Annotated in this window: 21 protein-coding genes and 1 tRNA gene; 10 read left to right on the forward strand and 12 right to left on the reverse strand. The window is 64.4% G+C overall.

Features of this window, described 5'->3' with window-relative positions:
* Position 1: 1 nt before the first annotated feature.
* The 5 genes from ACOGJC_RS14265 to ACOGJC_RS14285 all read right to left on the reverse strand — a co-directional run bounded on the left by ACOGJC_RS14265 (position 2) and on the right by ACOGJC_RS14285 (position 5,787).
* Positions 2–769: an SDR family NAD(P)-dependent oxidoreductase gene (locus ACOGJC_RS14265; protein ID WP_419845661.1), complete on the reverse strand. Its 768-nt coding sequence runs from the start codon at positions 767–769 to the stop codon at positions 2–4.
* A 60-nt stretch (positions 770–829) separates the two neighbouring features.
* Positions 830–1,504 (reverse strand): phosphoadenylyl-sulfate reductase, encoded by a 675-nt coding sequence (locus tag ACOGJC_RS14270; RefSeq protein ID WP_419845662.1) that lies wholly within the window; start codon positions 1,502–1,504, stop codon positions 830–832.
* Between the two features lie 37 nt (positions 1,505–1,541).
* Complete coding sequence (locus ACOGJC_RS14275; RefSeq protein WP_419845663.1) at positions 1,542–3,326, reverse strand: nitrite/sulfite reductase; 1,785 nt, start codon at positions 3,324–3,326, stop codon at positions 1,542–1,544.
* Positions 3,327–3,513: 187 nt separating this feature from the next.
* Positions 3,514–4,887 carry a class II 3-deoxy-7-phosphoheptulonate synthase gene (locus tag ACOGJC_RS14280; protein WP_419845664.1) on the reverse strand — a complete coding sequence of 458 codons (1,374 nt, stop codon included), beginning with the start codon at positions 4,885–4,887 and terminating at the stop codon, positions 3,514–3,516.
* A gap of 66 nt (positions 4,888–4,953) precedes the next feature.
* Positions 4,954–5,787: a sigma-70 family RNA polymerase sigma factor gene (locus ACOGJC_RS14285; protein ID WP_419845665.1), complete on the reverse strand. Its 834-nt coding sequence runs from the start codon at positions 5,785–5,787 to the stop codon at positions 4,954–4,956.
* 184 nt (positions 5,788–5,971) lie between these two features.
* Here ACOGJC_RS14285 and nadD point away from each other — a divergent pair, with 184 nt between their 5' ends.
* From nadD to rsfS, 3 genes are all read left to right on the forward strand, one after another.
* On the forward strand, positions 5,972–6,544 hold the full coding sequence (gene nadD / locus ACOGJC_RS14290; protein ID WP_419845666.1) for a nicotinate-nucleotide adenylyltransferase: 573 nt from the start codon (positions 5,972–5,974) through the stop codon (positions 6,542–6,544).
* Positions 6,537–7,673, forward strand: a complete 1,137-nt coding sequence (locus tag ACOGJC_RS14295; RefSeq protein ID WP_419845667.1) for a LytR C-terminal domain-containing protein — start codon at positions 6,537–6,539, stop codon at positions 7,671–7,673. The genes nadD and ACOGJC_RS14295 overlap by 8 nt, the downstream gene beginning before the upstream one ends.
* 72 nt (positions 7,674–7,745) lie before the next feature.
* Entirely contained in the window at positions 7,746–8,126 is a 381-nt protein-coding gene (gene rsfS / locus ACOGJC_RS14300; protein ID WP_419845668.1) for a ribosome silencing factor, read from the forward strand.
* On the opposite strand, the gene ACOGJC_RS14305 is transcribed toward rsfS, so the two are convergent.
* The gene (locus tag ACOGJC_RS14305) at positions 8,121–9,371 is read right to left on the reverse strand and encodes an ATP-binding protein (protein WP_419845669.1); all 1,251 of its coding nucleotides are present in this window, start codon (positions 9,369–9,371) and stop codon (positions 8,121–8,123) included. The two genes, rsfS and ACOGJC_RS14305, sit on opposite strands and share 6 nt — an antisense overlap.
* 260 nt (positions 9,372–9,631) lie before the next feature.
* Positions 9,632–11,329 (reverse strand): N-acyl-D-amino-acid deacylase family protein, encoded by a 1,698-nt coding sequence (locus ACOGJC_RS14310; RefSeq protein ID WP_419845670.1) that lies wholly within the window; start codon positions 11,327–11,329, stop codon positions 9,632–9,634.
* Between the two features lie 118 nt (positions 11,330–11,447).
* Here ACOGJC_RS14310 and ACOGJC_RS14315 point away from each other — a divergent pair, with 118 nt between their 5' ends.
* Both ACOGJC_RS14315 and ACOGJC_RS14320 read left to right on the forward strand, forming a co-directional pair.
* Positions 11,448–12,866: an MFS transporter gene (locus tag ACOGJC_RS14315; protein WP_419845671.1), complete on the forward strand. Its 1,419-nt coding sequence runs from the start codon at positions 11,448–11,450 to the stop codon at positions 12,864–12,866.
* Between the two features lie 4 nt (positions 12,867–12,870).
* Entirely contained in the window at positions 12,871–15,393 is a 2,523-nt protein-coding gene (locus tag ACOGJC_RS14320) for a glycoside hydrolase family 3 protein (protein ID WP_419845672.1), read from the forward strand.
* 76 nt (positions 15,394–15,469) lie between these two features.
* Here the strand turns inward: ACOGJC_RS14320 and ACOGJC_RS14325 are convergent, their stop codons facing one another.
* Both ACOGJC_RS14325 and ACOGJC_RS14330 read right to left on the reverse strand, forming a co-directional pair.
* Positions 15,470–15,664, reverse strand: coding sequence for a hypothetical protein (locus ACOGJC_RS14325; protein WP_419845673.1), 195 nt, complete (start codon positions 15,662–15,664; stop codon positions 15,470–15,472).
* Positions 15,665–15,786: 122 nt separating this feature from the next.
* Positions 15,787–16,218 carry a DUF6941 family protein gene (locus ACOGJC_RS14330; RefSeq protein WP_419845674.1) on the reverse strand — a complete coding sequence of 144 codons (432 nt, stop codon included), beginning with the start codon at positions 16,216–16,218 and terminating at the stop codon, positions 15,787–15,789.
* Positions 16,219–16,572: 354 nt separating this feature from the next.
* Between ACOGJC_RS14330 and ACOGJC_RS14335 the strand changes: the two genes are divergently transcribed.
* Together ACOGJC_RS14335 and ACOGJC_RS14340 are read left to right on the forward strand one after the other, a co-directional pair.
* On the forward strand, positions 16,573–17,058 hold the full coding sequence (locus tag ACOGJC_RS14335) for a ribbon-helix-helix domain-containing protein (protein WP_419845675.1): 486 nt from the start codon (positions 16,573–16,575) through the stop codon (positions 17,056–17,058).
* A gap of 792 nt (positions 17,059–17,850) precedes the next feature.
* Positions 17,851–18,348 (forward strand): hypothetical protein, encoded by a 498-nt coding sequence (locus ACOGJC_RS14340; protein ID WP_419845676.1) that lies wholly within the window; start codon positions 17,851–17,853, stop codon positions 18,346–18,348.
* 48 nt (positions 18,349–18,396) lie between these two features.
* Here the strand turns inward: ACOGJC_RS14340 and ACOGJC_RS14345 are convergent, their stop codons facing one another.
* Positions 18,397–19,242, reverse strand: coding sequence for a hypothetical protein (locus ACOGJC_RS14345; protein WP_419845677.1), 846 nt, complete (start codon positions 19,240–19,242; stop codon positions 18,397–18,399).
* A 228-nt stretch (positions 19,243–19,470) separates the two neighbouring features.
* On the opposite strand from ACOGJC_RS14345, the gene ACOGJC_RS14350 reads away from it, so the two are divergent.
* Complete coding sequence (locus tag ACOGJC_RS14350) at positions 19,471–20,265, forward strand: DUF3800 domain-containing protein (RefSeq protein WP_419845678.1); 795 nt, start codon at positions 19,471–19,473, stop codon at positions 20,263–20,265.
* Positions 20,266–20,329: 64 nt separating this feature from the next.
* Positions 20,330–20,551, forward strand: a complete 222-nt coding sequence (locus tag ACOGJC_RS14355; protein ID WP_419845679.1) for a hypothetical protein — start codon at positions 20,330–20,332, stop codon at positions 20,549–20,551.
* Positions 20,552–20,565: 14 nt separating this feature from the next.
* On the opposite strand, the gene ACOGJC_RS14360 is transcribed toward ACOGJC_RS14355, so the two are convergent.
* Positions 20,566–22,665 carry a peroxidase family protein gene (locus ACOGJC_RS14360; protein ID WP_419845680.1) on the reverse strand — a complete coding sequence of 700 codons (2,100 nt, stop codon included), beginning with the start codon at positions 22,663–22,665 and terminating at the stop codon, positions 20,566–20,568.
* Between the two features lie 187 nt (positions 22,666–22,852).
* Positions 22,853–22,926, reverse strand: a tRNA-Ala gene (locus ACOGJC_RS14365).
* A gap of 92 nt (positions 22,927–23,018) precedes the next feature.
* Between ACOGJC_RS14365 and leuS the strand changes: the two genes are divergently transcribed.
* The gene (leuS, locus tag ACOGJC_RS14370) at positions 23,019–25,490 is read left to right on the forward strand and encodes a leucine--tRNA ligase (RefSeq protein ID WP_419845681.1); all 2,472 of its coding nucleotides are present in this window, start codon (positions 23,019–23,021) and stop codon (positions 25,488–25,490) included.
* Positions 25,491–25,499: the final 9 nt, after the last annotated feature.

Consider the following 25,499-nt stretch of genomic DNA (forward strand, 5'->3'; position numbering starts at 1 on the left):
CTCAGTCGTGGCTGGTGACGCCGCCGTCGACGATGAGGGTGGTGCCGGTGACGAAGCCGGCCTCTTCGGACATGAGGAAGCGGACGGCTTTGGCGATGTCGACCGGGGCGCCCACTCGGCCTAACGGGGACTTGTCCACGCAGGCGGCTTTGGTAGGGGCGTCGGCCATCATCTCGGCCGTCATCGGGGTTTCGATGTAACCGGGGCAAACGGCGTTGACCCGGATGCCGTCGGGGCCGAGGTAGTTGGCCAGCGACTTGGTGAGGCCGACCACACCGTGTTTGGAGGCGGTGTATGACGGGATTGTGGGGCTGCCCACCACCGACATGATCGAGCCGATGCCCACGATGGCCGACCCCTCATGGCCGCGCAGGTCGCCCAACAGCGCCTTGGCCACGAACACCTCGGCCCGTAAATTCACCCCCAGCACCGAGTCCCAGATCTCCTCGGTGAGACGGTCGATGTCCATGGAGGTCACGATGCCCGCGGCATGAACCAGCCCGCCGATGCTCCCCAGGGCGTCCCGGGCCGATTCCACCGCGCCGGCCACCGCCGCGCTGTCGGTCACATCCAAGCCAACGGAGTGGGTGGCAACCCCGCAGTCGGCCGCGATGGAAGTAGCGGCTTCCGCCGCCCCCTCGCCGTTGAGGTCCCACAGCGACACCGGCCGCCCGACTTCGGCCAGCGCCCGGGCACAGGCCCGTCCGATCCCCGAGGCTCCTCCTGTGACCACCACTCCGGTGGTCGGCGACATGTTCAGCACAGACATGCGGCCCACCCTATGCGGTGGTCGGCGAGAAGATGACTTCGATCGACGGGCCGAAGGCGTCTAGCCGTGCAGGCCGCACTCGGTTTTGTCGGTGCCGGGCCAGCGGCCGGAGCGGGGGTCGTTGCCGGGGGCCACCGGCTTGGTGCAGGGCATGCAGCCGATGGAGGGGTAGCCCCGCTCCAACAGGGGGTTGAACGGCACCCGGTGCTCGGCGATGTAGTCGGCCACCTGCTCGTCAGACCACGTGGCGATGGGGTTCAGCTTCACCAGGCCCCGCAGGTCGCGCACCACGATGGGCGCCGACACCCGGGTGACGGCCTCCGCCCGGCGCAGACCGCTCATCCAGGCCGACTTGCCGGCAAGGGCCCGGTCGAGCTGTCCGGCCTTGACCGCCGAGCAGCAGTTCTCCGGGTCCATGTTCCACAGCTCCGGGTCGTGGCGGGCCACGGTCATCAGCCGCAGGTTCAGGCCGTAGTGGCGCCGCACCCGCTCGACTGTCTCCAGCGTCTCGGGGAAGTGGAAGCCGGTGTCGATGAACACCACCTCGATGGCGGGGTCCACCTTCACGGCCAGATCGATCATCACCGCGTCGGTCATCGACGCGGCCAGCGACAGGTGGGGCGAGAAGTTGTCCACCCCCCACTGGATGACCTTCTCCGCGGGGAGGTCCTCGAACTCCTCGTTCAGAGCAGCCAGTTCAGCGTCGGTGAAAGACGGAATGGTCAGGTTGCGCATTCGGAATCGGTGATCGGGTTGAACGTTGTCGGGGGCCTCAGGTGGCGCATTCAGAATCGCCGATCACGGCTTCGTAGGGACCGGTCTCGTCATAGTCGACGTAAAACTCAGGGCCGACTTCGGGGAGGGGGAAATCGTCGAGGTCGGTGAGGCCTTTGCCCACCTCGCGGGAACCGCCTTTGCGCTCCAGCCAGTGACGGAACTCTTCGCCGGCCTCTCGCTCGGCGGTGAACTGGCGCACCACCCGCACCACGGCCTCGGGAGCATTGCGGGCCGGCAAACGCAAGGCCTTGGTGCCGAAGTGGATCTGGGAGTCGCCCACATAGCCACCCAGCAGCATCTGGTATCCCGGTGCCGACCGGCCGTGAGCCCGGCGCTCGGCCCCGAAAAATCCGATGTCGGAGGCGTGATGCTGGCCGCACGAGTTGGTGCAGCCCGAGATATTGATCCGCAGACCGCCCACCTCGGCCAGTCCCTCCTCGTCCAAGCGGGTGCCGATGGCGTCGGCCAGACCTCGAGACTGGGTGACGGCCAGGTTGCAGGTGTCGGCGCCGGGGCAGGCCACCACGTCGCGCAGCAGCTCCGCGCCGGGCTCGGCCATGCCGATGGCCGACAATGCCTCGAACAGCCGGGGCAGCTGACTCTCGGTGAGGTCGCGGAAGACGATGTTCTGGCGGTTGGTCACCCGCCCCTCCGCACCCAGCTCCCGCTGGATGTCGGCTAGAGCGTCGAACTGGTCGGCGGTGATGTCGCCAAGGCGGGCCCAGGCGTAGGCCGAGACCGTGCCCTTGGCCGCACCCCGAACCACATTGGCCTGCTCCCACCGCTCGTAGGGCGACCGGCCGCCGATGGACACCGGCACTCCTTGACCCACCGGCGTGGCCTCCACCTCGGCATGGCGCCCGGCGGGGGCATCGCCGTGAACCTTCACCAAATCGGGGATCCCGCCCGGCCAACTGGAGGAGGCCAGCAAGAACTTGCGCTCCCGGAAGATGCGGCGCTGGAGCTCTTCGAAGCCCAGTTTCTCCACCAGCCACTTCATGCGGGCCCTGAGCTTGTTGTCCCGGTAGCCGTCGTGGTCGAACACCCGCAGGCAGGCCTCGATAGTGGGCAGCAGATCCTCTCGGGAGGTGAAGTCTTCCAGGGCCAGCGCCGGATGGGGATTGGCCCCCAACCCACCGGCCACGAACACCCGGAATCCGGCCTCGACCCCGCCGTCCACCTCCCGGGTGGCGGCGATGATGCCCACGTCGTTGAACATGGCCTGTCCGCAGTCGGTGGCGCAGCCCGAGAAGTTGATCTTGAATTTGCGGGGTAGGCGCTGGGCGTAGGGATGGCGCAGGAAGTGGAGGGCGGTGGCCCGGGCCCAGGCGGTGATGTCCAGCACCTCATGGGGGCAGGCACCGGCCAGGTGGCAGCCCTGCACGTTGCGGACGGTGTCGCCGCAGGCCTCCCGGGTGGTGAGCCCCACGGAAGCCAGAATCCGCATCACATCGGGAACGTCGTCGATGTCCACATAGTGGAATTGGATGTTCTGGCGGGTGGTGATGTGGCCCCAGCCCCGAGAGTAGGTGCGGGCGATGTGGGCCAAGGCCTCGAAGTGCTCGGGGTGGGCGATGCCAGCGGGGATCTTGACCCGCACCATCTGGTTGGTGCCGCCTTGGCGCTGACCGTAGATCCCGTTGTTCAGCCGGAACACCCGCATCACGTCTTCAGGGATCTCTCCGGCCTTGTAGCGGACCAGCATCCGCTCGAACTTGTCGATGTCGGCTTGCTGTGCGGGGTCGATTACCGCGGTGTTGTCGATTTGGACCGTGACCATCGGCCTCTCTTTTTCGTGTGGGGCTTTGGGATGTTGGAAGAGGGGTGGGGTTCAGGCAGAAACTGAATCGGGCTAGAACTAAATCGGACTACTTTGATCCGATTACTTGTTTATCAGGATAGCGCCCTGAAATCAAATCCCGAGTGATTTGATCCGAATTATCCGAAAAAGGGGTGGATCAGGGGATTCAGACGCTGAGCCGCTCGGCGACTCGGAAGGCGAGCTCTAGGCTCTGGGCCCCGTTGAGGCGGGGATCGCACATGGTCTCGTAGCGCCGCTCCAAGTCGTCGTCACTCAGAGCCTCGGCACCGCCCACGCACTCGGTCACGTCGTCGCCGGTGATCTCCACGTGGATGCCGCCCGGCCAGGTTCCGGCCTCGGCGTGGGCGGTGAAGTAGCGGTCGATCTCGGCCATCACGTCCTCGAAATGACGGGTCTTGCGCCCGCCGGCGGTGGTGTAGGTGTTGCCGTGCATGGGGTCGCATTCCCACAGCACCGGATGGCCCGCGTCGCGCACCGCGGTCAGCAGAGGGGGCAGCTGATCGGACACCTTTTCGGCGCCCATGCGGCTGATGAGGGTGAGGCGGCCGGGAATGCGATCAGGATTGAGCGACTCGCACAGCTCGAGAATCTCAGCCGGCGATGCGGTGGGCCCGAGCTTGCAGCCCAGCGGGTTCTTGATGCCCCGCATGAACTCCACGTGGGCGCCATCGAGCTGGCGGGTGCGCTCGCCGATCCACACCATGTGGGCCGAGCAGTCGTACCACTGGCCGGTGATGGAGTCCTGGCGGGTGAGGGCCTCCTCGTAGTCGAGCACCAGCGCCTCATGGCTGGTGTAAAAGTCCACCTGGTGCAGTTCCGGGGCATCGGTGGAGATCCCGCAAGCGGCCATGAACCTCAAGGCGGAGTCGATCCCATCGGCTACCTTCTCGTAGCGCTGCCCCTCGGGGCTGGCCGCAATGAACTCCTGATTCCACACGTGCACCTGGCGGAGATCGGCGTAGCCCCCCTTGGTGAACGCCCGCAACAGGTTGAGGGTGGACGCCGACTGGTGGTAGGCCCGCACCAAGCGCTCGGCGTCGGCGGTGCGGGAGTGCTCGGAGAAGCTGATGTCGTTGACCATGTGTCCTCGGAAAGACGGCAGCTCCACGTCGTCCACGACTTCGGTGGACGACGACCGGGGTTTGGCGAACTGCCCGGCGATCCGGCCGATCTTCACCGTGGGCACGCCCGCCGAGAAAGCCAGTACAACCGCCATTTGCAGGATGACTTTGAGCTTGTCTCGGATGCTGTCGGCGGTGACCCCATCGAAAGACTCGGCACAGTCGCCGGCTTGGAGGACGAAGGCTCGGCCGGCGCACGCCTCTCCGAGCTGGCTTTGGAGCTGACGGGCCTCCCCGGCGAACACCAGTGGGGGGAGTTCGGCCAGGGTCTTGCGCACGTGGTTCAGCGATGCCTCGTCGGGCCACTGCGGCTGTTGGGATGCCGGCCGATCCCGCCACGAGGAGGGATTCCAGGCGGTCTGGAGCGTGCTGGCCGCTTCAGCGGTGCCCGAACTCATAGCAAAATGGTCGCCTCTGGCCGACTATGGGGCAAAACCAATTTGGCGACAGGCTTCCGGCGGCCGTTACGCGGCGTCGATGTCCAGCAGCTCGGCTCGAGCCCGAACCGAGTCCAAGGACCGCCCGATGATGCGGCGAACAGCCTCAGAGGTGAGGTCCAGGGCTTCGCCGATCTCCCGGTAGCTGTGCTTTTGGCCGTCGATGAGGCCGTAGCGCATTTCGACCGCGAAGCGGGACCGATCGTCCAGCGCCTCCAATAGCCCGACCAGCATGGCGGTCTGATCGGCGGCCATGGCCAGGTCTTCGGGGCCGGCGCCGGTGTCGGGCTGAAGGTCCATCAGCTCGCTGCTGTTGTCGTCGCCCACGGTGGTGTTCAAGGAGGTGAGCGAAGTGAGCCGATGGAGCAGGGCGTGCTCGGAGTCGAGCTCTTCGCCGCCTCCGGTGGCTTGGCGCACCGCAGCCCGCAGGCTGGCTGCCCGCTCGCCCGGCAGCCGGATCAGATTGGCCTTCTGGTCGAGCGCCCGGCCGATGGACTGGCGGATCCAGAATGTGGCGTAGGTGGAGAACTTGAACCCCTTGCGCCAATCGAACTTCTCCACTGCTCGATCCAGTCCCAGATTGCCCTCCTGAACCAGATCCAGCAGTTCCATGCCGGTGGGCAGGGGGTACTTCTTGGCCACGCTCACCACCAACCGCAGATTGGCCCGGATAAAGCGATCCTTGGCCTTGGCTGCTTCCCGGACTTGAGTGTGCAGCCGGGGGCTGCTTTCTCCGGCGTCCAATCGGGCCTGGGCCTCGCGGCCCCGCTCGATCGTCTGGGCAAGTCGTACTTCGTCTTCTTTGGTGAGGAGCGGCACCAATCCAATTGCGTTGAGGTAATGGCCTGTTGAATCGTCCATGTGTTCCTGTCTTGTTGTCTTCGTGAAGTGCAACCGATCCGCCCTCTCATTTGTTCCCGGTTGCCGTTCACTGTTGTTGTACGAAATTACTGCTGCGTCGTGGAGACGCCCGCATGATTTATTCGACTCGCGGCGGCTCGGGGGGTAACAAGAATCCGGTCTTTTGTTTCGTACACTGCAAGCTGTGAGCCGCATCGGGATCTTCGGGGGAACGTTCGACCCAATCCATGTCGGCCACCTCGTGGCGGCTGTTTGGGTGCGGGCCGAGCTGGAGCTCGACCGGGTGGAACTGGTGGTGGCCAACGAGCCGTGGCAGAAGCTGGACCGGCCCCGTCTGAGTCCGGCTCAAGATCGACTGGCCATGGTGAAGGCGGCAGCAGAGGGAATCGATGGGGTAGCGGCCTCGTCAATAGAGATCGACCGGGGAGGCCTTACCTACACCGTGGACACCCTGGAGGCGTTTCGGAACGACAACCCCGACGGCTCGCTGTTCCTCATCTTGGGCAGCGATGCCGCGGGGGGCCTGGACACCTGGCACCGCCACGAGGAGATCGCCGAGATGGCCGAATTGGTGGTGGTGGACCGGCCCGGTGCGATTGGCCAGCGCCCGTCGGTGGCTCACCGGGTGGTGGACTGTCCGCTGCTCGACCTGTCGAGCACCTCGGTTCGGGAGTGGGCCGACGCCGGCCGCCCGCTCGACGGCCTGGTGCCTGCGGCCGCGCTGGCCTACTGCCGTGACAAGGGCCTGTATGGGTGAGCGCGGCCGTCTTGGCCGGTGGCGATGGGGCTGGCCTTTGGTGCTCTTGGGGCTGGCCGCGGCGGTACCGCTGCTGGTCTGGTTGGGGTGGTCGGCCATCTCTGGCAGCAGCGACGGTACCGACGTGAGCGCGCCAGTCGATCCCGCCGCTCCCGGCTACGAGGCATTCGTGGACCCGACGCCCACGTTGCTGTTGATCCACGCCAACGGCGACCGCCTCGAAGCGGTCACGCTGCTGGTGCTGACCGATCCTGGAGTCGAAGGGGCGCTGTTGTTCATCGCACCGGAGACAAGCACCTCCGATGGGCGCCTCAGCGACCGCTGGGCCCAATCCGGCAGCACCGGGGTGGTCGATTCGGTGGCCGAACTGTTCGGTATTCGCCCGGGCGAGTTGCAAGTGGTGGGCGATGACGGATGGGCGTCGCTGGTGGCTGCGGTGGAGCCGGTTGCCTTGCTCAGTCCCATACCGCTGGTTGGCTCCGACGGGGAGGTCCTATATGAGGCCGGATTAGTGACCCTGGCTGCGGACGAGGTTGGCCCCTACCTGGCTGGGCGCAGCCCGGGCGAGTCCCCGCAGGCCGGCTTTGTTCGCCACTTTTCGCTCTGGGCAGCTTGGCTGGAGCAGGTGGGGGAGTCAGTCGCACCCGACGTGATTCCCGGTGAGACCGACCGGGGAATGGGACGATTCGTGCGCAGTTTGGCTGAGGGCCGAAATCTCTTCACCACTACAGGCGGCAAGGTCACCGACAACGGGGCGGTGGTCTTGAATCCAGATCACGACGCGAATCTGGTGAACGAGGCCATCGGGTTCCCCCTCCTCGCTTCGGGCGACGGCGTGCCCAGGGTCCGGTTGCTGAACGGGGTGGGCGACCTTGATCTCACCAAGACTGCCGCCCGGGCGCTCAGCCGGGCCGGGGCCCAGATCACGATCATCGGGAATGCCTCGCAGTTCGGTTGGCAGACCACCAAGATCGCCTACCACGACGCGGGCTTCGCCTCTCTCGCGGAAACCTATAGAGACGCCCTGGGGGCCGGGTCGGTGGTCGCCGAGGAGCAGCCCAATGTCTCCTTCGATATCACGGTGACGTTCGGAGAAGATTTCTCCCGGTTGGCGACGGGGGATGGATAGAGTGAGAGCGTGATCGCTGCATGAGTGCAAAACCCGCCCCAAGAGCAATGCGGGCTCAGACATGATGGCCGCATGAGCGTCAACACCGTTGACTCAACGGTCGTGGAGGATTGGGTACAGGCCGCAGCGGCCGCGGCGGAAGGAGGGCCAGGCGCCGACACGGTCATCATTGATGTGGGCGACGTGCTGGTCATCACCGATCACTTCGTGATTACCAGCGGAGCAAACACTCGGGCGGTGCGAGCGCTGGCCGAGCGGATCGAAGAAGCGGTGGATGCCTGCGGCGGCCCCAAGCCCATCTGCATCGAGGGCCTCTCCGACTACGAGTGGGTGCTGATGGACTACGGCGACTTCGTGGTCCACATCTTCACCGCCTCAGCCCGCGACTACTACGCCCTAGACCTCCTCTGGAAAGACTGCCCGACGCTTACGGCTAACCCGTTGCCGTCATAGCCACAGGGTGTCGATCGGGGCCAGGTAGAGGCGGTCGCCGACTTTGAGGGTCTGCGGGCCGGTATGCAGCAGCACCCCGGCTCGGAACGCCTCAGGCTCTACCCGGTCCAACTTGTCCCGCAACCAGGCCACATGGCTGAGCATCCGGGCTGTCGGCGAGCCGGTGGCCTTCACCTCTATAGCAACTACAGCCCCCGATGGCTGTTCGATCACAATGTCGACCTCGTGGCCGTCTCTGTCCCGCCAGTAGTGGAGCCGATCGGGCACGTTGGAGCTGTCTTGCTGGCGGGCAATCTCGCTGACAACGAACGACTCAAGCAGTGGGCCTGCCATGGTCGAGTTTTGGGATGACAGGGCTGAAGCGTCCAAGCCCAGCAGCGCTGTGGCCAAACCGGTGTCGGTGATGTGCAGTTTTGGACGACGCACGGTTCGCTCGAGATGGTTGCGAGACCATGAGGGCACCTGTTCTGCGAGAAACACCGTGGCCAGCCAATCGAGATACGAGGTGAAGGTCTGGCGGTTCACTCCCAAACGGCTCGTGGCCTCAGCCACATTTAGTTCGGTGCTCGTGCTGGCGGCCACCCACCGGGTCATCTGCTCCAGCACGCCGGTCCGGCGAATGTCCGTCAGGGCCGCAAGATCGCGTTGCGTCACGGTTTGGACATAGCTGGAGAACCAGTTCCGGCGTTGTTGGGGACTCATATCGGTGGTCGCCGGATACCCTCCACGGCACACTCGGTGCATGTAGTCGTCTCGGGCGAGTTCTGAGACGCGGGCGAGGTTGAACTCCCGGTTGAACCAGTCTTGGACCGCACCGGGTTTGGTTCCGCATCGCTCGGCTTCCGAGAATGGGTGAAGCCGTAGGATCGCGGCCCGGCCGGCCAACGACTCGCTGATCGTGGGCACGGTGAGGAAGTTCGTGGATCCGGTGAACAGGAATCGCCCGGGAGTTGGGTTTTCATCGACGATGATCTTGGCTGCCCTAACAAGCCGGTCTCCGCCGAGTTGGATCTCATCCACGACCAGAGGGAAGGAATGTGCCGTGAGAAAGAACCGTGGATCGTCAAGCGCGGCCTCAAGCGTCGCCTCGTCGTCAAGTGTTTGGTAGGTGCCGCCCCGTTCATGAGCGATCTGTCGGGCAAGCGTCGTCTTGCCCGATTGCCGAGCCCCGTGCAGAACAACAACCCGAAACACTTCGAGCGCCTCTTCAACCATGGTGCCCATGTGCCGTGGGATCAGATCCACGTAGGCCACCCTACCAGGCTAAAAGCATTTCTGCCAGAGTGCTAATAGCAGTTTTGCCACATCTCTGGTGTTGATTTTGCCGACATTTGTTCGCCAGCCCGTTGCCGTCTTGGGAGCAGCCCGATATAGTGGCCACGGGTCCCCAACCCGGCTACTGGTCAGAGCATTGGTCCCGTAGGACGCCGGGTGGGGACCCGCAGCACGTCTGAACCCTACCCGGGAAACCGAAGTTTTCAATACTGTCAGTAAATTTCAGCCAATTACTGTTCGCGCAAGAGGCGGCCGGGGGAGGTGCCGGTTTCTTTGTCCTCTTGGATGGTGACTTCGCCGTTGACCAGCACGTAGTGGTAGCCCGAGGCCCGCTGCACTCGACGCCATTCGCCGGCGGGCATGTCGTGGACCTTCTCGCTTGGGCTGATGGCGAGGCTGTCGAGGTCGTACACGATCACATCGGCGGCTTGGCCCGGTGTCAGGGTGCCCCGGTCGGTGAATCCGGCGCATTGGGCGGGAAGCCCGGCCATGCGCCAGTGGGCGTCCTCCAGCGAGATGATCTCGCGGTCGCGCACCCCGTTGATGAGCAGCTCGGTGGGCCACCGGCCTGCGGTCAAAAAGCGGGTGTGGGCCCCGCCGTCAGACACACCGGGCAGCGCCCACTGATAGTTCAGCAAGTCGACCAGATGGTCGGGGTTGTTGAAAGAGCCGCTGGCGTAGAACGTGGCCGCCAGGTTGTCGGCCACCGCGACGTCCAACATGGCGTCCACCGGATGCACCCCCAAGTCGGCGGCGATGTCGCCCACCCGGGTCTCGGCATAGCGCTGGTACTGAGGGCTGGAGGATTCCAGCAGCACGATGTCGGCGATGGGGCAGGTGACGGCAATCGACTCAGACTCCCGCAGTGCCGGACGGCGGGCGGGGTCGGCCAGCTTGGCCAAACGCTCCTCAACGGTTCCCAGGGTGGCCTCCCGCCACGCCTCCATGTCGTCCCACAGGTTCCACTCCTCGAAGGTGAAGGCCAGCCCCACGTCGGTGGTCACCGCCTGGCCGTAGATCGGCAGGCCTCGGAGGCGGCAGCTCTCCACCCATTCGATCTGCTTGAGGTGCTGCTCGGGCCGCTGGGCGTTGGGGGTGATCACGTTGAACAGCACGGGGCGACCGCTGATGTCGGCCAGGCGCTCGTAGGTGCGGCGATGCTCGGTGCGGGTCTCGTCGGCGGGGTCGGGGGCGAAGGTGGCCTGGATGAACCCCTGGTTGCGCTCGGCCAGCACCTCGGCCAACTGGAACAGCGTCTCGTTGGGCATCACGTCGGTGTTCATGGGGTTGCCATCGTGGTCGCGCTGCACGTTGGAGTCGCGCAGCCGCTGCACCGACCAGCCGCCGGCGCCGACGTTCATGGCCTCGTGCAGCAAGGCTCGAAGCTGGGCGTGCTCTTCGTCGGTGGGCATCTCGCCGGCCTTGGCCCGCTCATAGCCCAGCACCCAGTTGAGGGCGGGGTTCAGCGGGAAGAAACTCCGCATGTTGACCGCCTTGGGGGTGCGGTCCACCGCGTCCAAGAACTCGGGGTAGCTCACCCAGTCCCAGGGCATCCCCGCGGCCATGGCGTCGAACGGAATGGCCTCGGTACGGGTCATGGTCAGCATGGCCCGCTCCCGATCTTCGGGGGCAACGGGGGCAAATCCGAACCCGCAGTTGCCGATGACGATCGACGTCACCCCGTGCCACCCCGACAGCGTGCAGTACGGATCCCAGAAGAGCTGGGCGTCGTAGTGGGTGTGGAGGTCGATGTGACCGGGGGCCACGATCATCCCGTCGGCGTCCAATACCTCATCGGCATCAGAGGCCTTGAGCCGGCCGATCTTGGCGATCTTGCCGTCTTTGACGCCCACATCGGCCCGGAGCCGCTGGGCCCGGGTCCCGTCGATCACCATTCCGCCAGCAATGATCGTGTCGTACGTCGCCATTTCGTCCCCCTGGGTGTGCGGTGACCTTCAGCATAGTGAAGCAGTTCGAGCCCGATAATTTCGGCACCCCGTCGATGGGCAGACGGACCACTAGCGTGGCCCAAATGAAAGGCCGCCCGTGGTTGAGCCGGTAGGGCGCCGCTCCTGGCTGGCGCTGGGGGCGGCCACCGCGGCGGCGTTCATGGTGGTGGTGGACGTGTCCATCGTCAACGTGGCCTTCCCGTCTATCCAGAGGTCCCTGAATGCGTCCAGCGCCGCGTTGTCGTGGATTGTGAGCGGTTACTCCATCACGGTGGGGTCGTTCCTGCTGCTGTCGGGACGGCTGGCCGACCGCCAGGGGCGGCGCAAGATGTTCAATCTCGGGCTGGCGATCTTCGCTTTCGGATCGCTGTTCTGCGGGATAGCACCCCAAGTGGAGGTTCTGATCGCCGCCCGGGTGGTGCAGGCATTGGGCGGATCGCTGATCATGCCGTCGTCGCTGGCCATGGTGCTGCCCGAGTTCCCGGTGTCCCGGCGCTCGGCGGCCATCGGGATGTGGGGGGCGATGGGCGCGCTGGGAGCGGCCTTTGGACCATCGATAGGAGCGCTGTTGATCAATGGGCTGGGTTGGCGGTGGATCTTCTACGTCAACCTGCCCATTGCCGCTCTGGTGTTTACGGCCACGGCCCGTTTGGTGCGGGAGTCGCGCGATGAGGACACCAAGGGCCGCCTCGACGTGGTGGGGGTGCCGGTGGGCACCTTGGCCCTGGCGCTGGTGATGGTGGCCATCGTCCAAGGCGAAGGGTGGGGTTACGGCGACTACCGCATCATCGTCTTCACCGTGGTGGGAGTGGTTCTGCTGCCGTTCGTAATCTGGCGGTCGCGCTCGCATCCCAATCCGCTGCTCGACCTGAGCTTGTTCAGCTATCGCTCCTTCTCGGCGGCCACCGCCTCCTTCGGCTTATACGCGCTGGGGTTCGTACCCGGGTTCTTGATGAGTTCGCTGCTGCTCCAAGACCTGTGGGGGCTGACTGTGCTGGAGGCCGGGCTCGGGCTGACGCCGGGGCCGATCATGGCATCGGCGCTGTCGGTTCCCATCGGGAGGATGGCCGACCGCTGGGGCCACCGCTGGCTGCTGACCTCGGGTGTGGTGCTGTGCGGGCTGTCTTACGCAATGCTGCTGGCTTGGGCCGGGGAGTCTTCGGCCTACTTCTCCGTGTTCTTGCCCGCCAACGTGATTTTGGGCATCGGCGTGGGACTGTCCATAGCCACGTTCGTCAGCGCGGCCATGAGCGATGTCCCGCCACCTCGCTTCGCCATCGCCAACGCCACCACCCGCACCGTGCAGCAGGTGTGCTTCGCCCTGGGCATCGCGGTGGTGATCGCCCTGTTCAACTCCGCCCCTAGTGGCGATCCGTTGGGCGGATTCCAGCGGGCCTGGATCTGGGTCATCGCCACCTACGCGGCCTCGGCGGTGGTGATCATGGTCGCTTTCCCCTCCGGTACCGCCCTCCTTCGACGTGGACTGCGGGGCGGCCAATCCAGTGTGAGACGCTAAAACCATGTCGGAAACTGTTGAGACTCGCCTGGCTGCGCTGAGCACCGAGGAGAAGGCCGACCTGGTGGCCGGTGAGGCCATCTGGACCACCAAGAGCTTCCCGGAGGCGGGCATTCCCGCCATCGGGGTGACCGATGGCCCCAATGGGGCCCGGGGCGGCGGGCTGCTGGGCACCGGCACGGCCACGGCCTGCATTCCGGCCGGGGCGGTATTGGGGGCCACCTGGGATCCCGAGCTGGTCGAACGGCTGGGCGGGGTGCTGGGCGACGAGGCCCGGGCCAAGGGATGCCGGGTGCTACTGGCCCCCACCATCAACCTGCACCGCAATCCTCTGGGCGGCCGCAACTTCGAGTGCTACAGCGAGGATCCGGTTCTTTCCGGGCAGGTGGCCGCGGCGTTCGTGAGGGGTGTGCAGTCCCGACGGGTAGCCACCACCCCCAAGCACTTCGTGGCCAACGACTCTGAGTTTGAGCGCAACACCATCGACTCCCAGGTGGACGAGCGCACGCTGCGAGAGCTGTACCTGGTGCCGTTTGAATACGCAGTGCTCGAAGGCGGCACTTGGGGGCTGATGAGCGCGTACAACCGGCTCAACGGCACCTTCTGCTCGGAGAACGAATGGCTGCTCACCCAGGTGCTACGGGAGGAGTGGGGTTTCGACGGGTTTGTGGTGTCCGACTGGTTCGCGGCCCGGTCCACCGCGGCGTCGGCCCGCGCCGGGCTGAGCCTGGAGATGCCCGGGCCTGGCCAGTGGTACAACCGCGGCCCGATCGGCGAGGCGCTGGCCGCGGGGGAGATGGACGAGGGCCATCTCGACCGAATCGCCGGGGATGTGCTGCGCCTGCTGGAGCGCACCGGGGCATTGGACGGCGACGACGGCTGTGAGCCTGGTCAAGAGCACGAGTTGGATCGTCCTGAGGACCGGGCGCTGTTGAGGGGAGCGGCCGCGGCGGGAACGGTGCTGGTGGCCAACAACGGGGTGCTGCCGCTGGATCCGACCACGGCGGGGTCGGTAGCGGTGATCGGCCCCAACGCCCGCAAGGCCCAGATCATGGGCGGGGGATCGGCCACCGTGCAGGCATATCGCAATGTGAGCCTGATGGACGCTCTGGGTGAGGAGTACCCCGATCTCGACGTCCGCTATGCCCAGGGCTGCGACATCGAGCGCTCGCTAATCGCGTTGTCGGCCCCGATGCTGAGAGGCAAGCTCCGGGTGGAGTACTTCAACGGCCACGACTGGTCGGGCCCGGTGGTGCATTCGCGCGAGTCGGCCTCGGGTGAGATGGTGTTCTTCGGCGAGCCGGGACCGGGAGTGAACCCCGAGGCGTTCTCGGTGCGGGCGTCGGGTGTGCTGGTGGTCGAGGACACCGGGGAGCACACCCTGGGGCTGGTTCAGCTCGGACGGTGCCGGGTATTGCTCAACGGCGAGGTGGTGCTAGACGCCACCGAGGGCGACTACGACCGGGGCGACGACTTCTTCGGCATGGGCTCAGAGGTGATCTCCGCTGAGGTGCAGCTCACTGCGGGCCGCGAGACGCCCATCGTCATCGAATACTCCAGCCGCGACAGCTTCATGCTGTGCGGAGCCCGGGTGGGCCTGAAGTCGCAGGTAGATCGGGACTTGATCGCCGAGGCTGAGGAGGCCGCGGCCGCCGCCAACGTGGCCGTGGTGGTGGTGGGCACCAACGCCGACTGGGAGACCGAGGGGCGCGACCGCGACTGGTTCGACTTGCCCGGCGACCAGCCCGAGTTGATCCGCCGGGTGGCGGCGGCCAACCCGAACACCGTGGTGGTGGTGAACACCGGGGGAGCGTGCAACCTGGACTGGGCCGACCAGGTCGCCGGAGTGCTGGTGGCCGGGTTCGGCGGCCAGGAGATGGGCTACGCAGTGGCCGACGTGCTGTTCGGTGCGGCCGACCCTGGCGGGCGCATGGCGATGACCGTGCCAGCCCGCAACGAGCACAGCCCGGCATATCTGAACTATCCCGGCGAGAACGGGGTTGTGCGCTACGGCGAAGGCCTCTACATCGGCCACCGCTGGTTCGACGCCCGGGCCATCGAGCCCGCGGTGCCCTTTGGCCACGGCCTGTCGTATACCACCTTCGAGTGGTCAGAGCCCCGGGTGTCGGGCGGGGGCGACACCGAGGTGGCCGACCCGGTGGTAGTGGAGGTGGACGTAGTCAACACCGGTGACCGCTCGGGCAGCGACGTTGTGCAGGTGTATGTGGAGCCGCCGCCGTCACTGCTGCACCGCCCGGTGCGAGAGCTCAAGGGGTTCGCCAAGGTCCATCTGGCCCCCGGCGAGCGCACCACCGCCCGCATCGTCCTCAACCGGCGGGCCTTCTCCTACTACGACCCCGGCGACCAGTCGCCGCCGGGCTTGGAAATCGGCAACCCGGTTCCCGCCGGGGAATCCAAAAAGCGCACCGACCCCGGCTGGTACGTCGACCCCGGCACCTACACCATCTGGACCGCCCGCTCCAGCGCCGACCTAGTCCACCCCGCCGAGGTCAGCCTGGGTGCTTGACTGGCTATCGGCTCCACCACCTCTCGAATGGGAGTCCGAGATAAGCGGGTCAAAGTGCTTGAGTCGAGCAAATGGGTCAGCACCATGCGTGCTCTCGGTTGTCGAGCTCGGCGTCAGCCAGCGCATTGAGCGCGGCGGCGACTCTTGTGGTGCGAGCATTGCATGCGGCTAGGAGCGCAGCGTTGACTGTTGCCTTGTCGGTTTCGGTGCCCAACTCTGCCCCGGCCGCAGAAAGAGCCTTCTCGTCAATGTCGATCAAGTGCTTTGCCACGGCTGGGAGCATATTCGCATCGTAAAGCGTATTTACACCGGCACGGGGTGAGGCCAGCAGCGAGTTTGACGGTGGTGGAGCTGACGCAATACCCGGGGAGTTTCAGTAGGTGATGGTTGCCCTCAGATTGCTCCATGAGATGACGTGACTTGATCGACAACCCGAAAAGCGTAGGTTCGTTGAGCTTCTCCCACTCGCAGGCACACCCGGTAGCCACCGGCTTGGGGGAATCCCACGATTCCCGTCATGGCCAGGGGGCAGTGGATGTCCGATCCGGGGGTGCGGCCGGGAGGACGCCCGGCTTCCATCCCCATGACCTGCTCCAAGACGCGTCGGCCATCTTCGTCTTCGATCCACAACTCGACGTGGTGGGGGATGTTCGTCTCTGACCAGGGGACCATTACCGAGATGGCGATTCCGATATGAAGCGGCTGAGGCTGCTCACCCTCCTGATAGGTCCGGGTGATGGTGTCCCACCCGGCCCCGCTCAGGTACAGCAGCCCGTTTTGCACCTCGGCGTGATTCGCCAGGATGAGCAGTTCGATTTCGGCCATCTACCGCAACTTGCCTTGAGTCGTTTACAATTGTAATACGAGAGTATATATGGAGCAGCGTGCCTTTGTGGATAAGCGGGTGGGATTGGGACGACTCGAATGTAGGAGAGTTGTCTCGTCACGGCCTGGATCGGCGTACAGTGCTGGATGTGGCCGCGGAGAATCCCCGGTTCCGGCGCAACAAGCGGAAGCGGGCTGCGACCCATCAGATGATCGGACCAGATCGGGGCGGCCGGTTTTGGACCGTTTGCATTTTGCGCTTACACGGCGAGCGTTGGCGGGCGATCACTGGTTGGCCGTCGACGCCATCGGAGATCGAGTGGCACCGGAAATCAAGTTGATAGGGGGAACCGTATGACCGACTCAGAAGTCGCAGAGCTGCATCAGCACCGTGACGACCCTGATGAATGGGGTGATGAGCCAGAGGACGTGCTTGTCCGGCCAGCGGTTAGTGAAGTGGTGTCTTTCCGTTTGCCCAGCGACGAACTCGACTGGCTGCAAGAAACAGCTCAAGGCCGGGGCGAGAGCCTGTCGGAGTTCATACGCGACTCCATCAGGATGAGGCGGAGCGCATGGGAGCCAGCAACTATAGAATCTGTCACCTTTGGCCATGAAAAACTGACCCTCTTCGCTGCGGTGTTTTCATCTTCGCTGGTTTCGAAGAGTTGGGTACCTGATTGCCCGCCCGCAACACAGAACCAGACCAGGCGTGAAGGAGTGCTTCCCATCTTGAACCCTCAACTCTCGATGGCGATCCACGGGATTCCGCGAGGCGACGAATGGCCTGACAAGAGCGAGGATGCGGACCGGATTGGAAAGAGAGACGCGCAGGTCGGTTGAACCTCCGACACAGCGTGGAGGGCAGCGATGAGAGAAGCAGTGACTAGCTGCGAGTTCTTCGGATGCGCACCGGGTCGGTGCCTGTCGGCAGTGCAAGACAGATGTTTCAAAGAGGAGGCGGTGCTCACGGGGGCGAGCGGCGGCGATCAGACGACTTGCGATTATTTCGGATGTGAGCAGGATGCCAAGTGCGGCGACCCGTTAGACGGCAGGTGTGCCAGCGCTACGAAAATCGGAATTAACGAGTTCAGCGATTTGATGGAGTCCAGCCCCGGCCGGTCGTATCTGCGTGCCGCGGGATGGGACGTATAGCCCTGAACTGGCCGCAGGGATCTTCTGGGTGACCTGGCAATGGGGACGGTTGGCTGCGGCGAGGTTCCCGAGCGCTCTACCAGTCTCGGGGAGCACGTTGAGGGCAATCTTCTCGTTTCGGTCGACCAGGGGATTTAGGTATCCAAGTGGCTTTTGGGAATGGCGGCTACCTGGCGATGCTGCTCGTGACCGTCACGATCAATCCCGTGGGGCCGGCGGGGGGCGCGGCCAGTTCCGCGAGGCCGGAGACGGGTAGATGCTGTTAACGCAGGTGTCGGAGGGTGGCCGCGCCCCCTGTTGGTTCCGCGGTCGGGACTAGAGCAGGTGACTTCTAACCAGCAGGTCGCAGGTGTGATACTTGCCGTGGGCGCTGAAACAGACCGACTCGCCCTGAGCAGTCACAGACGCGACTTCCAATGATGGTGAGCAGGATCGGGAGACACGACTGAGGGACGGGCGATTGCGGAGGAGGCTGGTTTGATGCAGCGGGAACAACAGGTGGTGCTCGACATCCTCCTTGACAACATCCGGGACGACTACGCCGAGGGCAAGGGCGATAAGGGGGCTCTGCCGCGACAGGCCGTGGACAATGCATCCGTAGAGTCGCTTCGGGCCTTCGTTGAGATCCACGAGGAACTCTCCCGCCTGGTCGGTCCCAGCCACATCAGGACGAGGTATACACATGGAACGGCAACGGGAGGCTATGGCGTTTCCTACTATCGGGACCCGATCATCACTAAGGCGACCAACCGAACCAATCTTGAGATTCAGGCAATTTGCCTGCCCACGAAACCCAAGTGGAGAGGTGTTCTTGAGGTCTATTTCAGCGGTCATGCCCAAGCGCCGGTGGAGTCCACAGACATCGAGACGGTTGGGCGACGTGCAGGACAGCCGGTCTACCGCGCGAGGAATGTGCCCACTCCCCAATTCGTTAGTCAGACGATCGACGCATTCGGACGCAGTTCAATCCTGAGTTGACGGGGCCTTGGGTGCGTTCCGCTCTAGCAACAGCAAACGGTGGAACTCTCAGTCGAGACGAGCAATGGGCGACTGGTCCAACTCCTCGAGGTGGATACTGATTTTGGTCCTCGATGACTTCATCCCAAACGCTTCGCGGGTGAACTCCCGGCGCGTTGTGATCAGGCCGTAGTGTTTCAATTCCCTCATTGCATGCTGCCTGAGGTACGGGCTGATTGCGTACTTCTTTGATGTCAGACTCTCCGACAGCCACACGGCGTCGGTCTTCGAACCATTGTTGGACTCGTCCATTAGGGCGAGCCAGAATGCCAGCGCTCGTCCGCTCAAAGCGGCCAGCCATGCGTTCGTCCACCATGAAGATTGGAGCCGGCGGTACGTCGGCGTGCTTCCCTTGGCAGGGCGCGACGATGGCTTGGTGTACGGATCTCCCATCCCAGACTCATGCAGGACCGTGACTGTCGACGGACGGCCAGGCCTCTCCTGCTTCTCGATGAAGCGGTGAGTCGCGAGCCAACTCAGAGCTTCGTACACACGCCGCTTGCCGTTGGTTGAGTATTGGGGTAGTCCCAGCAGCTGGGCCCAGTCGGTCGCCACGAAGGCCGTATCGTGCTTCCCGCCAGGGCTTGCCCATATGAGCGACAGGTAGAGCTTGAGGCGCACGTCGCCGCCGCGACCGCCGCCGGAGCCAAGCATCTCCATCATCGGGGGCACGGCATCTCGTTCGCTTTCGCGCCGAAGGAACTCGATGCGGATCGGGCACTCGCGGAGGTCGCGGTTCTTGAGACTCAATCGCTGCGCCAGGTTGGCGCCCGCTGATTGCGCGAACCCCAGCCGCAGCTGATCATCCGCCGAGAGATAGGGGTTCGGAGGCTGATCATCAACTTGAAGCTTCATCTCACGCGGATTCTTCGTCGCCTGTGTTGGTCGGGCCAGGGCTCATACCGCAGTGAAGCACAAGCAATTACGTAAACCATTACTCAAGCACAAGCCAGCACCAGAGGTGCAAACGGTATACTTAGGACTAAAGCAAACGTCTCGGTTGACCCATATCCTAGTGTAGCACCCGCGGGCCTTCTATGGCATAGTTGGATCCCTGCTGACGTCTTCCCCCCGATTGCCAGGATGCCACCTGTGAGCCCACCATATCCCGACACCAACCCGAACAATCCTGTACCGGGCGGCCTGCTCGATACGACCTACCTCGTCTACGTCGATGACTCGGGAGATGAGTACCAAGACCTCCTCACCGGGCTGGCGATCCCAGTTGCAGTGTGGGCGGACACACTGCAAGCCTGGAAGAAGTTCAGGCGCTGGGCTGCGAAGCGCTTTGACATCCCGACCAGCACCGAGCTTCACGCTCTGAACCTTGGCACCAACTCAAACGCAGGACGGGACAAGCTCTCTGCGCTCAAACCAGGCGATCGAAACCAGATCACGAAGGCCGCTTTCAGCACGATCGGGTCGATTGCGGAACTGCGGGTCTTGACCGTGTTCGCGCCAGTACCAGGGGGGTCGGGGAAGCTCTACTCGCAACTCGTCGAATTCGTCGAGGAGTTCTGCGCGTTCCACGACTCACACGCCGTCATCTGGTACGACGGCACAGCAGGGAACCAGGCCCAAACTAACCGAGCCGTCCACAGAAATCTCCCGTACTCGCGCCGAGTGCTCGAAGATCCGAGGGGCTATGACAGCTCCGAGAGCCATCTGATTCAGATGACAGACTTCATCGCCCACTCGGCGCACCACGCGGTGCTCAACGACCGTGGCACCGGCCCCGCAGACTCATACATGCGCCAACATGCCTACTCCAAACTGCTGCCCGCAGACGACGCCCCAGGCCACGTCTGGCCTGGTGGCATCGATGCCGACGGCTTCCCTTGCTTCACACACCAGCTTGGTATCCGCGGCTACCCCTAAAAGCACGATGGGCCCCCAGTGACGGGGACCCTCGCAAACCACTCTCGTGGCTCAGACCACCGATATGAGCACTTGGTGCTCCGGTGACCTCTATGAAGAAAAGGATACACGAGGCACCGAAAAAAGCACAAGCAATTCACCTCAGGGGGACTGTCCGGTTCCTGCTGGGGAATCCAAAAAGCGCACCGACCCCGGCTGGTACGTCGACCCCGGCACCTACACCATCTGGACCGCCCGCTCCAGCGCCGACCTCGTACACGCCGCTGAGATGCACCTTAGCGACTGACTTCGCCAGTGCCGTCAGCTTTCCTTGACGATGAAGGCGTTGTCTTGGATCTCTTCTTCGATGGGCGTGTTGCAGCGGATGACGTTGGCCAAGGTGATGCCGCGAACATGATCGAGCAATTCGGGATTGGCCGAGAAAAACGGGTCGTTCTCGTACCAGAAGCGGTCGCCGTTGCGCAGGCGGCGGAATTGGTTGGAGATGATGGTTTGGAGGGTCTGGCCTACCAACGCTCCCGGCACATGGTCTTCGGCCAAGGCCGCAACCCACAGGTCTAGGTCGTCGACGCCTCCGTAGGCCTCTTGCAGGGCTTGCTGAACGTCTGGATCAGACGAGATGTCGGCAAAGCTCTCCACGGGAGACAAGCCGAAGGCGCGGCGCACCGTGTTCAGGTCGCCCACGCCGTGGTCGCGGCCCCGCTGGATGTTTAGGGCGGCCAAATCGAAGGCGGGCGAGACCGGTCCTCGAAGGAGCATGTTGCGGACTTCGCCGATGATCAGCGAATCGACCTCCTGGGCTGATTGAGAGGCGGAGCCAAGCAGAATGGCCGAGATGCCGTGCTCCTCGACATGCGAAGGGTTGAAGAAGGCCTGGGCCAGGCTGATGTGGGTTTTCTCTCCGTCAGCGTTGAGCAGAAGGAGATCGGGGGAGAGCAGGGTGTGGCCGACCCGATAGGCCGCAGCGGAGAACTCGCTGGCAATGGCGGGGTTGACACTGGGGTCGTAGCCGGAATATGGACCGATGGCATCGGGTCCCAATAGCAGGGGCAGGAACTCGTTGAAGGTGATGGCTTGGATCTGGGCACCGACGATTTTGCGGGCCAGTTGGTAGATATCATCGCCGGTCAGACTCGGGTCCAAGGCGGCGATGATGTCGGCCAGCCGGTTGTGCTCCCGGACGAAAAGCGTATGCATCGAGATGAGCCCGATTTGCTCGTTGACCCGTAGGTCACCGGCGATGAACAGGTTTGTCAGGTGGCTGCCCCCTTCGTTGTCAAGCCCCCGTTCGTTGTAGGGCAGGAACCGTCCATCGTGGGAAGTCTTCAGCCGGCCCGTTCCGTCGTTGGTGCGAAGAGCCTGAGCCCGGTCGTCGTCTGAGCCGTAGACCTGGGAGCCGTCGATGAGCGCGGTAAGGGCATTGATTTGCTGACGGGGGTTTAGCCGGTCGGTGCCGGTTGCAGGGTCGAAAACAGAGCGGTCGAGGTGAATCGAGGTCTGGCCAGTTCCCCGGGGGTCGAATATCGGATCACCCCGAGGTACGGAGATCGGGAAGGGCTCCTCGTTGTTGTTGAGGCTGAGGGAGATGTCGTGGTCGATGAACTGTCCCCATTGCCACGTGATGTCGCTGGCTCTCGACGAGTTGGGCACTGATTCATCTTGGGCGAACACTAGGTTGCTGATAGTGCGGGGATTGGGCCGTGAGGTGGTGGGCGCCGATACGCCGTCGGCGTAGGAATTGGGAGCCAATTTCAGAAGAGCTGTGCCCGCCATGCCCCAGGTCGGATAGACGGCATTGTTCCCCTCACCGTTCATGGACCGGTTCTCAAACGGAGTTCCGTCGGTGGCGGAGACGGTTAGCGCGTCGACTTCTCGCGCGGCCAGGCAGACCATGACTTCTTCCTGCTCGTCGGCTTCGGGCTCGACGGCGGGCTCGGGTGCCGGGGCTGGGGCCGAAATGGTGAGCGGGGAGGTGACCAGCCAGATCCCGGCCGAGGTGGCGACCGGGAAGAAGCGACGCTGGGCCAGCAGACGCTCACCCCATGTGGTGTCGGCTTGCTGTTGCTGGAGGGTGAACTCGACTCGCCCGTCGTCGGAGAGGCGGGCCGAGATCCGCACTTGGCCAATCGCTTCGATCGTCAGCGCCGTGCTGTCGAGCCATTCGGGGAGGTCGACGGGGAAGTAGTGCTGGTCGGGCCGCCGCCGTTCGCCCCACGAGCGGCCGTTTCGCTTCTGTAGGGCGAACTCCAACTGTCCGCCATCGAGTCTCCGGGCCGCAATCCGCACTTCGACTTCACTCGCCTGGGCCCCTGCGGTGGACATGACCGGGGCCAGTCCAGCAGCAAGGACCACCAGTGCGATGGCGGACGCGGCGATATGTCGAAACAGCGAACACGACATTGGGAAGCTTCCTGTAGGAGCAGACAAGCCAAACAACACAGAACCTGGGTTACGGACCTAAATTTCCTAGTTCGAAATGGAAGTTCAGACAAGTATTAACGTTGATAAATTTATAGGAAGTACGGATAAACCAACGTGAGGAAGCGGCAAAGTGTGAGGTTAGGGGTTTCGCTTCCCGAGCTAGCGGTGGAGCTGATGGGACTCGAACCCACGACCTCTTGCATGCCATGCAAGCGCTCTAGCCAACTGAGCTACAGCCCCGCAAAGAGGGAACTCTACCAGTCCCCTAAGGCCATACCCACATGGGATAACGGTTATTGGCCTTGTCCTGAGGCTCGGTAGATTGAGCGGCGATGGACGGCTACGACCCGGCGGCTATCGAGCCCAAATGGCAGCAGCGCTGGATCGACGACGCCACCTACGACATCGACAACGACGATCCCCGGCCGTCGTACTACGTGCTGAGCATGTACCCCTATCCCAGCGGCCCGGCCCACATCGGCCACGTTCGCAACTACACGTTCGGGGACCTGCTGGTGCGCTACCGCACCATGCAGGGCGACGGGGTGCTGTCGCCCATCGGCTTCGACAGCTTCGGCCTGCCGGCGGAGAACGCCGCCATCAAGACCGGCACCCACCCCCGCGAGCACACCGACGCCAACATCGAGCGGCTGTCGTCGTCGCTGCGCCGCATCGGCGCGGTGTACGACTGGCGCCGGACGCTGAGCAGCCACGACCCCGACTACATCCGCTTCACCCAGTGGATCTTCCTGAAGTTCTACGAGGCCGGCCTGGTGTATCGGGCCACCGCCCCGGTGAACTGGTGCCCCGGTTGCCAGACGGTTCTGGCCAACGAGCAGGTGTTGGCCGACGGCACCTGCGAGCGCTGTAGCAACCTGGCCCAGCAGCGGGAGCTGGAGCAGTGGTTCTACCGCATCACCGCCTACGCCGAGGAGCTGCTGGAGGGCCTCGACGGCCTGGACTGGCCCAACCGGGTCAAGACCATGCAGCGCAACTGGATCGGCCGCTCCGAGGGGGCCGACTTCACCCTGCCGATTGCCGATGAGGCTGGCAATCCCCGCCACGACGTCGAGGGGATCCCGGTGTTCACCACCCGGCCCGACACCAGCTTCGGCATGACCTTTGCCGTCATGTCCCCCGAGCACGACCGGGTGCCCGAGTTGGTGACTGAGGATCGCCGAGCCGAAGTGGAGGCGTTCATCGCCGAAGTGTCCGAGCGCAGCGAGTTCGAGCGACTGTCGGTGGGCGGCCCGGCCGACAAGCGGGGGACAGACACCGGCACCCGGGTGATCAACCCGTTCAACGGCCAGCCGATTCCGCTGTTTTTGGCCGACTACGTGCTCACCACCTACGGCACTGGGGCGATCATGGCCGTGCCTGGCGAGGATCAGCGAGACTGGGACTTCGCCACCGCCTACGGCTTGCCCATCATCCGCACCGTGGAGCCCTCCGAGGATTTCGATGGCGAGGCTTACACCGGCGACGGGCCGTCGATCAACAGCGAATGGCTCGATGGAATGTGGATGGACGAGGCCAAGGCCGCGGCCATCGACTGGCTGGAAGACCAGGGCATCGGCCAGCGCAAGGTGAACTACCGGCTGCGAGACTGGCTGCTGTCCCGCCAGCGTTATTGGGGCTGCCCCATCCCCATCGTGTACTGCGAGGCGTGCGGGGCGGTGCCGGTGCCCTATGAGGACTTGCCGGTGGGGCTGCCCGATGACGTGGCCTTCATGCCCACCGGCCGCTCGCCGCTGGTGGATCACCCCGGCTTCTTGCACACCGAGTGCCCGGCCTGCGGCGGCCCGGCCCGGCGGGAGACCGACACCATGGACACCTTCGTGGACTCGTCGTGGTACTTCTTGCGCTTTGCCGACCCCGACAACTCCGAGATGCCGTTCAGCACCGAGGCGCTGGAGCGATGGCTGCCCGTCGACCAGTACATCGGCGGAGTAGAGCACGCCATTTTGCACCTGATGTACGCCCGATTCTTCACCCGGGCGCTTTCTGATCTGGGAGTGGCCCCCGCCGGGCTGAGAGAGCCCTTCCAGCGGCTGTTCACTCAGGGCATGGTGCGGATGGGCGGGGGGAAGATGTCCAAGTCGAAGGGCAACCTGGTGTCGCCCGAGGACATCATCGACGCCCACGGGGCTGATTCACTGCGTCTGGCCATATTGCAGGTGAAGCCTCCCGCCGAGGATGTCGACTGGGAGGACTTCGGCTTGGAGGGGTGCGCCCGGTTCCTGGGCCGGCTGTGGCGGCTGGCCGCCGGGACCGCCGAGCGGGCCAACCCGGCCCGTACCGGCGCGGCCACTCCGGCCGACGATGCCATCGACGCGGCTACTCACCGGCTCATTGACCGCATCACCGCCGAGTTCGACCGCTGGTCGTACAACACCGCGGTGGCCGGATGCATGGAGTTCACCAACGAGCTGTACCGCTACGTGCAGACCGACGACGGTCCCCACCACGACACGCTGGCCTTCGCCATCGACTCCCTGCTGCTGGTGATGGCCCCCATGGTGCCCCACATCTGTGCCGAGCTGTGGGAGATGCGCCGAGGCGGCAACATCCACGCCGAACCGTGGCCGACTGCCGATGAGGCCAAGCTGGTGCTGGAGACGGTGACCATGGTGGTGCAGGTGAACGGCAAGGTGCGCGACCGCATCGAGGTGGCCTCCGACATCGCCGACGCCGAAGCCGAGGCGCTGGCCCTGGCGTCAGAGCGGGTGAAGGGCTACTTGGACGGCGGCGAGCCTCGGCGGGTCATCGCCCGCCCGCCCAAGTTGGTCAACGTGGTGGTGTAGAGGTCGGCC

The sequence above is a fragment of the Candidatus Poriferisocius sp. genome (assembly GCF_965204015.1).
Taxonomy (GTDB): Bacteria; Actinomycetota; Acidimicrobiia; order Acidimicrobiales; family Bin134; genus Poriferisocius.